We start from the raw sequence: 13,200 nt of genomic DNA, 5'->3' as shown, positions 1-13,200 counted from the left end.
TCATGACGGACCGGAACGACCCGTACCTGATCATCTCCTCCGACTGCCACGCCGGACTGCCGACGGAACGGTACCGGCCCTATCTGGACGCCCGGTTCCACCGCGCGTTCGACGAGTTCCTCGCCGGCCGGGACGCCCGGCGTGAGGACATGACACGCCTCGGCGTGCGCAACGAGGACTTCGCCGCCCGGTGGTTCAGCGACAACGAGGAGGGCCTGAAGGGAGGTTGGGACTCGGATCAGCGCATCAAGGAACTCGACGGTGACGGAATCGCCGCCGAAGTGGTCTTCCCCGACGCGGACGCCGTCGACAGCGGCACGGCCGCGCCCTTCGGTGTCGGGCTCGGTCTCCGCGGCGACCAGGACCCGGACCTCGGGATGGCCGGGGCCCAGGCCCACAACCGGTGGCTCGCCGAGTTCGTCGGCGAACACCCCGAACGGCACTGCGGGGTGGCGCTGTTGCCCGTCACGGGCGAGGTCGGGCGCGTCGTCGCCGAGATCCACCGGGCCAGGGAGTCGGGCCTCGGCGCCCTGATGATCCCCTCGATGTGGATGGACAAGGCCCCGTACCACGACCGGCGGTACGACCCGGTCTGGGCGGCCGCCGAGGAGACGGGCATGCCCCTCGTCACCCACTCCGGCGCGGCACCGCGCCACGAGTACGGCGACCATCTGGGCATCTATGTCTCCGAGGTCACCTGGTGGCCGGCCCGCCCGCTGTGGTTCCTGCTCTGGTCCGGAGTCTTCGAACGCCACCCGGGCCTGCGGTTCGGCGTGGCCGAGTCCGGCTGCTGGTGGCTGCCGAACCTGCTCTGGTTCATGGACCGGCTCTACCTCGGGGCGCACGGCGGCAAGAAGCTCTCTCCGTTCGCCGAACTGCGCCGCCCACCCAGCGAGTACCTCGACCGGCAGGTCTTCGTCTGCGCCACCAACACCAAGCGCCGCGAACTCGCCCAGCGGTACGAGATCGGCGTCGACAACATCCTGTGGGGCAGCGACTTCCCGCATCCCGAGGGCACCTGGCCGAAGACACGCGAGTGGCTGCGGAACACCTTCCACGACATCCCCGTCGCGGAGACCCGCCGGATGCTCGGACTGGCCGCCGCCGAGGTCTTCGGCTTCGACACCGCGAAACTGGAGCCCGTTGCCCGGCGTATCGGCCCCACACCGGCAGAGCTCGGCCAGTCCGCCGACCAGCAGGCCGTGGAGGCCTCCTGGGCGGCGTCGCGCGACGTGGGCCGGCACTGGCTGACCGACCACGACTTCCCGGTCCTGGGGGTTTCCTGATGCCCGCCGACCGCTACACCGTCATCTCCGCCGACTGCCACGCCGGGGCCGATCTCCTCGACTACAAGCCGTACTTGGAGAAACGCCACCACGACGACTTCGACGCCTGGGCCGCCACCTACGTCAATCCGTACGAGGACCTGCTCGCCGACACGGCCGACCGCAACTGGAACTCGGCGCGCAGGCTCGCGGAACTGGAGGCGGACGGCATCGTCGCGGAGGTCGTCTACCCGAACACCATCCCGCCGTTCTTCCCCAGCGCCTCGCTGATGGCCCCGGCGCCCACCCGCGAGGAGTACGAGCGGCGCTGGGCAGGACTGCGCGCCCACAACCGCTGGCTCGCCGACTTCTGCGCCGAGGCCCCCGGTCGCCGGGCCGGGGTCGCGCAGATCCTGCTGAACGACCCCGACGAGGCGGTGCGGGAGATCCGCCGCACCCGGCAGGCCGGTCTCACCGGCGGGATCCTGCTGCCCGGCACCCCGCCGGGCTCCGGACTGCCGGAGCTGTACTCGCAGACGTACGACCCGATCTGGGCGGTCTGCGACGAGCTCGGCGTGCCCGTCAACCATCACGGCGGGTCGGCGTCCCCGCCGCTGGGCGAGGAACCGGCGGCCCGGGCGGTCTTCATGGTGGAGACGACCTGGTTCTCGCACCGGGCGCTGTGGCATCTGATCTTCGGCGGTGCCTTCCGCCGCCACCCCGGCCTCACCCTGGTGCTGACCGAGCAGGGTTCCGGCTGGATCCCGGGCGTGCTCGACATGCTCGACTACTACCACGGGAGGCTGGTCGCGGCGGCGGCGCGGACGGCGACGGCCGAGTCCAAGTTCGGTGCCGGGCTCGCCGCCGCGATGGGCCGGGGGCCGAGCGAGGTCTGGCGGGACAACTGCTTCGTCGGGGCCAGCTTCATGCGGCCCCACGAGGTGCCGCTGCGTGACCGGATCGGTCTCGACAAGATCATGTGGGGCTGCGACTACCCGCACGATGAAGGCACCACCCCCTACTCCCGCGAAGGCCTCCGCATCGCCTACGCGGGTCTGCCGCCCTACGAGATCGCGGCGATGGCCGGGGGCAACGCCGCCCGGGTCTACGGCTTCGACCTCGGCCTGCTCGACCCGATCGCGGCGCGTGTCGGTCCGACGGCGCAGGAGATCGCCCGGCCGCTGGACGACGTCCCGCAGGGCGCGACCAGTCCCGCGTTCGCCCGGGGCGGGTCGGTGCGTGTGTGGTGACATCCGCGGTGGGAACCTCCCCGCATGAGTGGAGCGACTCCCCGAACGCCGCATGACGAGCCCCACGGCCGAGCACTCGGCTCGCGGCTGAACTGGCTGCGGGCCGCGGTGCTCGGCGCCAACGACGGCATCGTCTCCACCGCCGGTCTCGTGGTGGGCGTCGCCGGTGCCACCTCCGACCGCGACGCCCTGCTGACCGCCGGCCTCGCCGGCCTGCTCGCCGGTTCGATGTCCATGGCCACCGGCGAGTACGTCTCCGTGTCCACCCAGCGGGACTCGGAGAAGGCGGCGCTGACCCTGGAGAAGCGTGAGCTGCGCGAGCAGCCGGACGCCGAACTCGACGAACTGACCGGCCTGTTGACGGCCCGGGGGCTGTCACGGGAGGTGGCCAGGGAGGCGGCCGTCCAGCTCACCGAGCGCGACGCGCTGCGCGCCCACGCGAGCGTGGAGCTCGGTATCGACCCGGACGACCTGGCCGACCCCTGGCGCGCGGCCTTCGCCAGCCTGCTCGCCTTCACGACCGGGGCGCTGCTGCCCCTGCTGGCGATCGTGCTGCCGCCGGATCAGCTCCGGCTGCCGGTGACCGTCGTCTCGGTCCTGGTGGCTCTCACCCTCACCGGCTGGTGGAGCGCGCGGCTCGGAGACGCCCCCGCCGGCCGGGCGGTGCTGCGGAACGTCGGCGGGGGAGCGGTGGCGATGGCGGTGACGTACGGAGCGGGATCGCTGCTGGGCGCGGTGGGGGTCTGACGGGCGGTCCGCCGAGCGGCCGCAGGTCGGGACGCCCCCGGGGATGCACGACGGTCTGCTGACATCCCGTCTCGCATACTTGTCGGTAACACCATCTAGCCGTGCCCCTCACCCTGCCTCTACCGTGCACGCATGCCGCACCTGCCCGATGTCGTGCTGTGGTCGATACCCGCCTTCGTGCTGCTCACCGTCCTGGAGATGGTCAGCTACCGCCTCCACCCCGACGACGACGCCGCCGGATACGAGTCCAAGGACGCCGCCACCAGTCTGGGGATGGGGCTCGGGAGCCTCGCCTTCGACTTCTTCTGGAAGATCCCGATCCTGGCGATCTACACGGTGGTGTACGAACTCACCCCGGCCCGCGTGCCCGTCCTGTGGTGGAGCGTGCCGCTGATGCTGCTCGCCCAGGACTTCTTCTACTACTTCAACCACCGCGGGCACCACGTGGTCCGCATCCTGTGGGCCTGCCATGTGGTCCACCACTCCAGCCGGAAGTTCAACCTCAGCACGGCCCTGCGCCAGCCCTGGACGAGCCTGACCGTCTGGCCGTTCTATCTGCCGCTCGTCGCCTGCGGAGTGCATCCGGCCGCGCTCGCGTTCTGCTCGTCCGTCAGCCTGGTCTACCAGTTCTGGATCCACACGGAGCGGATCGACAAGCTGCCGCGGCCCTTCGAGTACGTCCTGAACACGCCCTCGCACCACCGGGTGCACCACGCCTCGCAGGGCGGCTACCTGGACCGCAACTTCGGCGGCATCCTCATCGTGTGGGACCGGCTCTTCGGCTCCTTCGCGCCGGAGACCGAGCGGCCCGTCTTCGGGCTCACCAAGAACATCGAGACCTACAACCCGCTGCGGGTGGCCACCCATGAGTACGCGGCCATCGCCCGCGACGTACGGGCGGCGGCCACCTGGCGGGAGCGGGCCGGGCGCGTGTTCCGCGGCCCCGGCTGGCAGCCGGCCGGCAGGGGGACCGCCGCGGCGGCACCGGCCCCGGCCCCGGCCCCGGCCCCGGAGAAGGTCGCCTGACGCGCACACCCCGGCCGGCGTCTCGGGGCCGTTCCCGCGGGCGTACCGTGAAGTCGGACAGTTGTCCGATCCGACTGATCAGCAAGGACCCGCAGCATGCGCGCCACCGTCATCCACGCCCCGCACGACATCCGCGTGGAGGAGGTGCCCGATCCCGCGGTCCAGCAGCCCACCGATGTGGTCCTGCGGGTGCTGCGGGCCTGTATCTGCGGCAGCGACCTGTGGGCGTACCGCGGTGAGAGCGCCCGGCAGCCGGGGCAGCGCATCGGCCACGAGTTCCTGGGCGTCGTCGAGGAAGCGGGCGCCGAGGTCACCGGATTCCGCCCCGGCGATCTGGTCGTCGCGCCCTTCGTCTGGTCCGACGGCACCTGCGAGTACTGCGCCGCCGGTCTCCAGACCTCCTGCCCCCGCGGCGGCTTCTGGGGCTCCGTCGGCTCCGACGGCGGCCAGGGCGAGGCGGTCCGGGTGCCGTTCGCCGACGGCACCCTCGTGAAGCTGCCCGCCGAGGCCGCGTCCGACGACCGGCTGCTCACGGCGCTGCTCGCGCTCTCCGACGTCCTCGGCACCGGCCACCACGCCGCTGTCGGCGCCGGCGTGACCCGGGGCACCACGGTCGCCGTCGTCGGTGACGGCGCCGTCGGGCTCTGCGGTGTGCTGGCCGCCAAGCGGCTCGGTGCCGAGCGGATCATCGCGCTGGGCCGTCACGAAGCCCGCACGGACATCGCCCGTACCTTCGGCGCCACCGATGTCGTCGCCGAGCGCGGTGACGCGGCCGTCGAGGCCGTCCGCGAGCTGACCGGCGGCGGCGCCCACGCCGTGATCGAGGCCGTCGGCACCGAGCAGTCGATGCGTACGGCCGTCGGCATCACCCGCGACGGCGGCGCGATCGGCTATGTCGGCGTGCCGCACGGCAGCGGCACCGGCCTGGACCTGAGCGTGATGTTCGACCGCAACATCTCGCTGCGCGGCGGGGTCGCACCCGTGCGCGCCTACATCCCCGAGCTGCTGCCGGACGTCCTGGACGGCTCCGTCGACCCGTCGCCGGTCTTCGACCTGTCGGTCGGGCTCGACGGCGTTCCGGCCGGCTACCGCGCGATGGACGAGCGCACGGCGCTGAAGGTCCTCGTCAAGCCCTGACCCACGGCCTGAGGAACGACGAGACATACGGAGGGGCCGGACGCGGTGATCGCGTCCGGCCCCTCCTGCGCTGCGACTACCGGCGAACCGCGTCCAGGGCGTCGGCGACGCCCGTTCCGTAGAAGCCGTTGTCCCGCTTGCCGCCGACGCAGACCGCGTCGACGGTGCCGTTGCCGTCGATGTCGTACGGGTTCGTGCAGGCCGTGTCGTCGGCCTGCCCGTACAGCATCGCCTTCACGGCGGCCGCCGAAGCGTTCAGGTGCTTCGACTTGATGAGCGCGACGACGCCCGCGACGTGCGGCGAGGCCATCGACGTACCGGCCTTGTAGCCGTAGCCGCCGTTCGGCAGCGTCGACAGGATGCGGCCGTCGACGGCCGGAGCCTCGGGCTTCTGGTAGATCGTCGAGTCGCCGCCGGGGGCGGAGATGTCGATCACGCCGTTGCCGTAGTTGGAGTACGAGGACTTCAGGTTCTTCGCACCGAGCGCGGAGACCGTGACGACACCCGGGATCTGGGTGGGAATGTCCAGGCACTCACTCGGGTCGATGACGCGCGTGCCCGGGGTGGTGTCGTTCGGGCTCGTCGTGTCCGTGAGCTCGTCCGCCGCCAGGTCCATCCGCGAGTTGCCGGCCGCGGCGACGTTCACCGCGCCCTTGCGCTCCGCGTACTTGATGGCGCGCGCGTGGGCGTCGATCAGCGCCTTCTGGTCGGCGTCGTTCTTGCAGTTGAACAGCCACGGGTCGGTGTAGTAGCTGTTGTTGGTCACGTCGACGCCGTGCTCGGCCGCCCACACGAAGCCGCAGACGACGGCCTCCGTGTAGAAGAAGCCCTCGGTGGTCGACACCTTGATGCCGGAGACCTTGACGCCCGGTGCGACACCGGTGACGCCGACGCCGTTCTTGGCCGCGGCTATCGTGCCCGCGACGTGCGTGCCGTGGTCGCTCTCGTTCGCGGCGGGCCGCCACGAACCGGGAGTGGTGTCGGGCTTGCCGGTGACACAGTTCGCCGAGGCGCGCGTGTCGAAGTTGGGCGCGAGGTCGGGGTGGGTGTCGTCCACGCCCGTGTCGATGACCGCGACCGTGACCTTCTTGCTGCCGAGCGACTTCTTGTGGGCCTGGTCCGCCTTGATGGCGGGAAGGTCCCACTGGAGCGGCTCGAGCGGGTCCTGGTCCGCGCCGGCCTTCGTGGCGGCGGCCTTGGCCTCGGCGGCGGTGAGCGGACGCTCCGACTCGATGGCCGTGTCGGTCGCGGCGGCGAGCGGCGCGGTACGCGTGGCACCGGCCGAGTCGACACCCCTGACCTTACGGATGGTCTTGGCGAAGTCCGGGTTCTGCGAGTGGACGACGATGACGCCTATCTGGTCGTAGGCGATCACCACCGAACCGCCGGCCTTGGCTATGGCCTTCTTCACCGACTTGGCAGTGCTGTGACCGCTCTTGACGTTCACCACGTACGACAGCTTCGGACCGTCGGTCGCCACCACCGCGGGCGTCTCGTCCGCCGGGGCTGCCGAGGCGGCTCCCGCGGGAAGGAAGCCGAGCGAGGCCGTGAGCGCCAGACCTGCGGGCAGGGCAATAACGCGCCGCCGTCTGGATCCCAGATGAGCCATGGGTTCTCCACATCATCCGTGACAACCGCCCAGACACCCGGTGCGCATGGGCGGGTACATGACCAGCGAAGCTATCGCCGATCTTGACCCTCATCAATGTGTTCGAGAAGAAAACCAAGAAGAAAAAGGCTGATGTTGAACCGGCCCGGCGTGCTCTCCGTGCCGTTGTCAGGGAGTGGAGCAACATCAAACCGTTCCCTGACAGCACGTTCTTTCTTGTCCATCCCCACCGCACCCGCGTCGCGAGGAGATTTCCGTGGCATCCGATGCACCGCCGCCGAAGGGCGGTTCGGACGGCAGTCCCGCCCAGCCCACGACAGAGCAGTTCGTCGAGGTGCAGGAGAGTCCGGAATTCGGCGAACTGCGCCGCACCTACCGCTCCTTCGCCTTCCCCCTGACCATCGCCTTCATCGGCTGGTACCTGCTGTACGTGCTGCTCTCGAACTACGCGGGCGGCTTCATGGGCACCAAGCTCTTCGGCAACATCAACGTGGCCTTCGTCTTCGGCCTCGCCCAGTTCGCCACGACGTTCCTCATCGCCTGGCTCTACTCGCGTTTCGCCGCGGCGAAGCTCGACCCGAAGGGTGAGGCGATCAAGTCCCGGATGGAGGCAGAGCTGTGAGCAACACCCTCCAGCTGGCGGCGGACAGCGCGACCACCGAACACCGGCCGCTGATCATCACCTTGTTCGCGCTCTTCGTGGTGGCGACCCTGGGTATCACCGTCTGGGCCGGCCGGCAGACCAAGAGCGCCTCCGACTTCTACGCGGGCGGCCGTCAGTTCACCGGTTTCCAGAACGGTCTGGCCATTTCCGGCGACTACATGTCGGCGGCCTCGTTCCTCGGTATCGCGGGTGCCATCGCCCTCTTCGGCTACGACGGCTTCCTGTACTCCATCGGCTTCCTGGTGGCCTGGCTGGTCGCGCTGCTGCTGGTCGCCGAACCGCTGCGCAACTCCGGCCGCTACACGATGGGCGACGTCCTCGCCTACCGGATGCGCCAGCGCCCGGTCCGTACCGCGGCGGGCACCTCCACCATCGTCGTCTCGATCTTCTATCTGCTCGCGCAGATGGCCGGCGCCGGTGTGCTCGTCTCCCTGCTGCTCGGCATCACCAGCGACGGCGGCAAGGTCGCGATCGTCGCCCTCGTCGGTCTGCTGATGATCGTGTACGTCACCATCGGCGGTATGAAGGGCACCACATGGGTGCAGATGGTCAAGGCCGTCCTGCTCATCGCGGGCACCCTGCTCATCACCTTCCTGGTGCTGCTGAAGTTCAACTTCAACATCTCCGACCTGCTCGGCACCGCGGCCGAGAAGAGCGGCAAGGGCTCGGCGTTCCTGGAGCCCGGACTCAAGTACGGCGTGACCGAGACCTCGAAGCTGGACTTCATCTCCCTCGGGATCGCCCTCGTCCTCGGCACCGCCGGACTGCCGCACATCCTCATCCGCTTCTACACCGTCCCGACGGCCAAGGCCGCCCGTAAGTCGGTCATCTGGGCCATCGGCATCATCGGCGGCTTCTACCTGATGACCATCGCGCTCGGCTTCGGAGCGGCGGCACTCGTCGGGCCGGAAGAAATCACCGCGTCCAACAAGGCGGGCAACACGGCGGCGCCACTGCTGGCCCTGCACATCGGCGGCGTCGATTCCGCCGGCGGCGCCATTCTGCTCGCGGTCATCTCCGCGGTCGCCTTCGCCACCATCCTCGCCGTGGTCGCGGGACTGACGCTCGCCTCGTCCTCGTCCTTCGCGCACGACATCTACGCCAACGTCATCCGCAAGGGACAGGCCACCGAGAAGGAAGAGGTCCGCGCGGCCCGCTGGGCGACGGTCGCCATCGGTGTCGTCTCCATCGGCCTCGGTGCGCTCGCCCGCGACCTCAACGTCGCCGGACTCGTCGCCCTCGCCTTCGCGGTCGCCGCGTCGGCGAACCTGCCCACGATCCTCTACAGCCTGTTCTGGAAGAGGTTCACCACTCAGGGCGCCCTGTGGTCCATCTACGGCGGTCTGACCGCCTCCGTGGTCCTGGTGCTCTTCTCGCCGGTCGTCTCCGGCAAGCCCACGTCGATGTTCAAGAACCTCGACTTCTACTGGTTCCCGCTGGAGAACCCCGGCCTCGTGTCCATCCCGCTGGGCTTCCTGCTCGGCTGGGTCGGCTCGCTGCTCTCCAAGGAGGAGCCCGACAAGGGCAAGTACGCGGAGCTGGAGGTCAAGTCCCTCACCGGAACCGGAGCCCACTGATCCGGTTCCCGTACGGACGGTTGTACGGGTCCACAGCGCGGCCGCGTCGTAGAGTCCTACGACGCGGCCGCGTCGTACCTCGTGACAATCGGGCCCCTACCGATGTCACAGCCCTGACGTAGGCTCGACAACAGAGAGATCCGCACAACAGATCCAGACAGATCCGTTCCGTTCCGGGGAGGGGGCCCACAGTGCTCATCGACACCTTTGACCGTGTGGCTACGGACCTGCGCGTTTCCCTGACCGACCGGTGCAATCTGCGCTGCACCTACTGCATGCCCGAAGAGGGACTGCAGTGGCTCGCCAAGCCCGATCTGCTCAGCGACGACGAGATCGTCCGCCTCATCCGTATCGCCGTGACCACCCTCGGTATCACCGAGGTCCGGTTCACCGGCGGCGAGCCGCTGCTGCGGCCCGGCCTGGTGGGGATCGTGGAGCGCTGCGCGGCCCTGGAGCCCCGCCCCCGGATGTCGCTGACCACCAACGGCATCGGACTCAAGCGCACGGCCGCCGCGCTCAAGGCAGCGGGCCTGGACCGCGTCAACGTCTCGCTGGACACCCTGCGCCCCGATGTCTTCAAGACGCTGACCCGCCGCGACCGGCACCGCGACGTCCTCGACGGCCTGGAGGCCGCCCGGGACGCGGGCCTGACCCCGGTCAAGGTGAACACCGTGCTCATGCCGGGCCTCAACGACGACGAGGCACCCGACCTCCTCGCCTGGGCCGTGGAGCACGACTACGAACTGCGCTTCATCGAGCAGATGCCGCTGGACGCCCAGCACGGCTGGAAGCGCGACGGCATGATCACCGCCGGTGACATCCTGGAGTCCCTGCGCACCCGCTTCACGCTCACCGCCGAGGACGACGGCGAGCGCGGCTCGGCGCCCGCGGAGCGCTGGCTGGTGGACGGCGGACCGCATCGCGTCGGCGTCATCGCCTCCGTCACCCGCCCGTTCTGCCGCGCCTGCGACCGCACCCGGCTCACCGCCGACGGCCAGGTCCGCACCTGTCTGTTCGCCCGCGAGGAGACGGACCTGCGTGCCGCGCTGCGCTCGGACGCGCCCGACGAGGAGGTCGCCCGGCTGTGGCGGCTGGCCATGTGGGGCAAGAAGGCCGGCTCGGGTCTCGACGACCCCTCGTTCCTCCAGCCCGACCGCCCCATGTCGGCGATCGGCGGCTGAGCCTCAGAGGTCACCCGACAGGCTCTCAGCGCTCGCCGGCCGCTCCGGCGTTCCGTTCCCACTCCTCGAGCGTCACGACGTCCTTGAGGAAGCCGCGCAGGTCGAGGAAGTGGGACAGATGCTCACGGTGTTCGTCGCACGCGAGCCAGGTCTTGCGGCGGTCCGGTGTGTGCAGCTTCGGGTTGTTCCACGCCAGCACCCACACCGCTGCCGTACGGCAGCCCTTGGCGGAACAGATCGGGGTCTCGTCACTCACCGGATCATTGTCCCCCACCGTGCCCTCACAAAGGCGACGCCGAGCAGCCACGGGGGGAGCTGCCCGGCGTCGGTCCGTCGCTCCGACGGGGGATGCGGAGCGCGTACGAAGTATGTCACGGGTAACGGGGTGCGAGGCACCGGAACTTCATGATTGATCTGAGCTTTTCCTGAGCTTGGCAAGCCCGGGGAATTCAGCCCCGTTCGCGCTCCGGAGTCTCTTTCGCAAAGGGCCCCGCACCGGCCTCGGATTCCGCCGAGGCGCTCGCCGAAGAGCTCGCCGAAGAGGTCGTCGAGGAGGTCGTCGCGGGAGGCGGGAGCATCGGCCGCGACGGTGCGGGCACGTACGTCGACGGCATCGAAGGGGCGTTCTCACGGCCCGCGTTGGCGATCACGACGGCCACATAGGGCAGGAGGATGCCGAGCACGAGGGCCACGATCGCCACATGACGTTCCACATTCCACAAGGTGGCGGCGAGAATCACGGAAATGGTCCGTACCGACATCGAGATCACATAACGCCGCTGCCGTCCGCGGACATCGTCGGCAAGACCCTGCCGGGCCCCGGTGATCCGGAAGACCTCTGCGTTCGTCTGCTTCCGCATCACGATCACCACCCGATTTCCCTGCCGGACGCTCCCTGGTCCTGACCCCGTCCACGGTACGCCGCCGTTCCGTCGGCTACGAGAGGGGGTCGGGTGGACGCGCGCAGGGCGATGCCGGGTGCCGTGCACGGATGGCGTCGCCCGACATGCGCGGTATGCGGGATGGGCCGAGACTGGCGGCGTACCTGCTCGCAGAGCCTGACAAGGAGGCAGCCATGGGCTGGTTGTGGGCCATCATCGTCGGATTCGTGCTGGGCCTGATCGCCAAGGCGATCATCCCGGGCAAGCAGCACAGCCCGCTCTGGCTGACCACCATTTTCGGCATCATCGGCGCCCTGATCGGCAACGCCCTGGCGCGTGCCTTCGGCATCGCGGCCACCCCGGGCATCGACTGGGGCCGGCACGCGCTCCAGCTGGGAGCGGCGATCGTGATCGTCTTCCTCGGTGACATGGCGTACACCTCGGTACGCGGCAGCAAGAAGGAACGCGCCTGACCCGGAACGGGTCCCCTCGGCACCGCGGTCGCCGGCCGGGCTGACAGACAGCCCGGCCGGCGGCCGTGTCAGGCCGTGGCCACCTCGACGGCGGCGAGGTTCTTCTTGCCGCGGCGCAGGACCAGCCAGCGGCCGTGCAGCAGATCCTCCTGGCCGGGGACCGCGTCCTCGGCCGTGACCTTGGTGTTGTTCACGTAGGCCCCGCCCTCCTTCACGGTGCGGCGGGCGGCCGACTTGCTGGGTACGAGACCGACCTCGGCGAACAGATCGACGACCGGCGCCAGCTCGGCGACCCGGGCGTGCGGCAGCTCCGAGAGAGCGGCACGCAGCGTCGGCTCGTCGAGCTCGGACAGATCGCCCTGACCGAACAGCGCCTTGGAGGCGTTGACGACGGCGGCACACTCGTCGGCTCCGTGCACCAGCGTGGTCAGCTCCTCCGCGAGCGCGCGCTGGGCGGCGCGCGCCTGCGGACGCTCCTCCGTCAGCTTCTCCAGCTCCTCGATCTCCTCGCGGGACCGGAAGCTGAAGATCCGCAGGAACTTGGAGACGTCACGGTCGTCCGCGTTCAGCCAGAACTGGTAGAAGGCGTAGGGCGTGGTCCGCTCCGCGTCCAGCCAGACCGTGCCGGACTCCGTCTTGCCGAACTTGGTGCCGTCCGCCTTGGTGATCAGCGGGGTGGCCAGCGCGTGCACCACGGCCTCCGGCTCGACCCGGTGGATCAGGTCCGTCCCCGCGGTGAGGTTGCCCCACTGGTCGCTGCCGCCGGTCTGCAGCGTGCAGCCGTACCGCCGGTTCAGCTCCAGGAAGTCCATGCCCTGAAGGATCTGGTAGCTGAACTCGGTGTAGCTGATGCCCGCGTCCGAGTTCAGCCGCCGGGCGACCGCCTCCTTCGCGATCATCTTGTTGACCCGGAAGTACTTGCCGACGTCCCGCAGGAAGTCGATTGCCGACAGACCCGACGTCCAGTCCAGGTTGTTGACCATGGTCGCGGCGTGCGGGCCGTCGAAGTCGAGGAAGCGCTCGATCTGCGCCCGCAGCCGGTCCACCCAGCCCGCGACGACCTCCGGCGCGTTCAGCGTGCGCTCGGAGTTCGGCTTGGGGTCGCCGATCAGACCCGTCGCCCCGCCGACCAGACCCAGCGGGCGGTTCCCCGCCAGCTGGATCCGGCGCATCGTGAGGATCTGGACCAGATTGCCCAGATGCAGGCTGGGTGCGGTCGGGTCGAAGCCGCAATAGAACGTGACGGGACCGTCCGCGAACGCCTTGCGCAATGCGTCCTCGTCAGTGGACAGGGCGATCAGCCCGCGCCACTGCAGCTCGTCGACGATGTCCGTCACTTCTCTCGCGTCTCCTTCGGTGAATGCGTCTGTCCCTACAGACGCCTCCGAGG

13 protein-coding genes are annotated in these 13,200 nt (G+C 69.7%); 9 read left to right on the top strand and 4 right to left on the bottom strand.

Features of this window, described 5'->3' with window-relative positions:
- Positions 1 to 2: 2 nt before the first annotated feature.
- From OHA05_RS07745 to OHA05_RS07725, 5 genes are all read left to right on the top strand, one after another.
- The gene (locus OHA05_RS07745; RefSeq protein ID WP_313947123.1) at positions 3 to 1,286 is read left to right on the top strand and encodes an amidohydrolase family protein; all 1,284 of its coding nucleotides are present in this window, start codon (positions 3 to 5) and stop codon (positions 1,284 to 1,286) included.
- The gene (locus tag OHA05_RS07740; RefSeq protein ID WP_328860135.1) at positions 1,286 to 2,515 is read left to right on the top strand and encodes an amidohydrolase family protein; all 1,230 of its coding nucleotides are present in this window, start codon (positions 1,286 to 1,288) and stop codon (positions 2,513 to 2,515) included. Before OHA05_RS07745 ends, OHA05_RS07740 begins: the two co-directional genes overlap by 1 nt.
- Positions 2,516 to 2,539: 24 nt before the next feature.
- Positions 2,540 to 3,262 (top strand): VIT1/CCC1 transporter family protein, encoded by a 723-nt coding sequence (locus tag OHA05_RS07735; RefSeq protein ID WP_328860134.1) that lies wholly within the window; start codon positions 2,540 to 2,542, stop codon positions 3,260 to 3,262.
- Between the two features lie 132 nt (positions 3,263 to 3,394).
- Positions 3,395 to 4,288 (top strand): sterol desaturase family protein, encoded by an 894-nt coding sequence (locus OHA05_RS07730; protein ID WP_328860133.1) that lies wholly within the window; start codon positions 3,395 to 3,397, stop codon positions 4,286 to 4,288.
- Between the two features lie 96 nt (positions 4,289 to 4,384).
- Positions 4,385 to 5,425 (top strand): zinc-dependent alcohol dehydrogenase family protein, encoded by a 1,041-nt coding sequence (locus tag OHA05_RS07725; protein WP_328860132.1) that lies wholly within the window; start codon positions 4,385 to 4,387, stop codon positions 5,423 to 5,425.
- Positions 5,426 to 5,501: 76 nt separating this feature from the next.
- Here the strand turns inward: OHA05_RS07725 and OHA05_RS07720 are convergent, their stop codons facing one another.
- Positions 5,502 to 7,034 (bottom strand): S8 family peptidase, encoded by a 1,533-nt coding sequence (locus tag OHA05_RS07720; RefSeq protein ID WP_313947128.1) that lies wholly within the window; start codon positions 7,032 to 7,034, stop codon positions 5,502 to 5,504.
- A 256-nt stretch (positions 7,035 to 7,290) separates the two neighbouring features.
- Here OHA05_RS07720 and OHA05_RS07715 point away from each other — a divergent pair, with 256 nt between their 5' ends.
- The 3 genes from OHA05_RS07715 (at position 7,291) to moaA (ending at position 10,456) form a co-directional block, all read left to right on the top strand.
- Complete coding sequence (locus tag OHA05_RS07715; protein WP_328860131.1) at positions 7,291 to 7,656, top strand: DUF485 domain-containing protein; 366 nt, start codon at positions 7,291 to 7,293, stop codon at positions 7,654 to 7,656.
- On the top strand, positions 7,653 to 9,275 hold the full coding sequence (locus OHA05_RS07710) for a solute symporter family protein (protein ID WP_313947130.1): 1,623 nt from the start codon (positions 7,653 to 7,655) through the stop codon (positions 9,273 to 9,275). The genes OHA05_RS07715 and OHA05_RS07710 overlap by 4 nt, the downstream gene beginning before the upstream one ends.
- 191 nt (positions 9,276 to 9,466) lie before the next feature.
- Positions 9,467 to 10,456 (top strand): GTP 3',8-cyclase MoaA, encoded by a 990-nt coding sequence (gene moaA, locus OHA05_RS07705; protein ID WP_313947131.1) that lies wholly within the window; start codon positions 9,467 to 9,469, stop codon positions 10,454 to 10,456.
- A 25-nt stretch (positions 10,457 to 10,481) separates the two neighbouring features.
- Here moaA and OHA05_RS07700 read toward each other — a convergent pair whose 3' ends face one another.
- Positions 10,482 to 10,712, bottom strand: coding sequence for a hypothetical protein (locus tag OHA05_RS07700; RefSeq protein ID WP_328860130.1), 231 nt, complete (start codon positions 10,710 to 10,712; stop codon positions 10,482 to 10,484).
- Positions 10,713 to 10,905: 193 nt separating this feature from the next.
- Positions 10,906 to 11,316: a DUF3099 domain-containing protein gene (locus OHA05_RS07695; protein WP_328860129.1), complete on the bottom strand. Its 411-nt coding sequence runs from the start codon at positions 11,314 to 11,316 to the stop codon at positions 10,906 to 10,908.
- Positions 11,317 to 11,531: 215 nt separating this feature from the next.
- Between OHA05_RS07695 and OHA05_RS07690 the strand changes: the two genes are divergently transcribed.
- Positions 11,532 to 11,810, top strand: coding sequence for a GlsB/YeaQ/YmgE family stress response membrane protein (locus OHA05_RS07690; protein WP_313947134.1), 279 nt, complete (start codon positions 11,532 to 11,534; stop codon positions 11,808 to 11,810).
- Between the two features lie 68 nt (positions 11,811 to 11,878).
- Here OHA05_RS07690 and tyrS read toward each other — a convergent pair whose 3' ends face one another.
- Positions 11,879 to 13,147 (bottom strand): tyrosine--tRNA ligase, encoded by a 1,269-nt coding sequence (gene tyrS / locus OHA05_RS07685; protein ID WP_313947135.1) that lies wholly within the window; start codon positions 13,145 to 13,147, stop codon positions 11,879 to 11,881.
- Positions 13,148 to 13,200: the final 53 nt, after the last annotated feature.

The sequence above is a fragment of the Streptomyces sp. NBC_00306 genome (assembly GCF_036169555.1).
GTDB lineage: Bacteria > Actinomycetota > Actinomycetes > Streptomycetales > Streptomycetaceae > Streptomyces > Streptomyces achmelvichensis.
The sequence above is the reverse complement of the archived record's forward strand: the minus strand, read 5'-3'. Positions and strand labels throughout refer to the sequence as shown.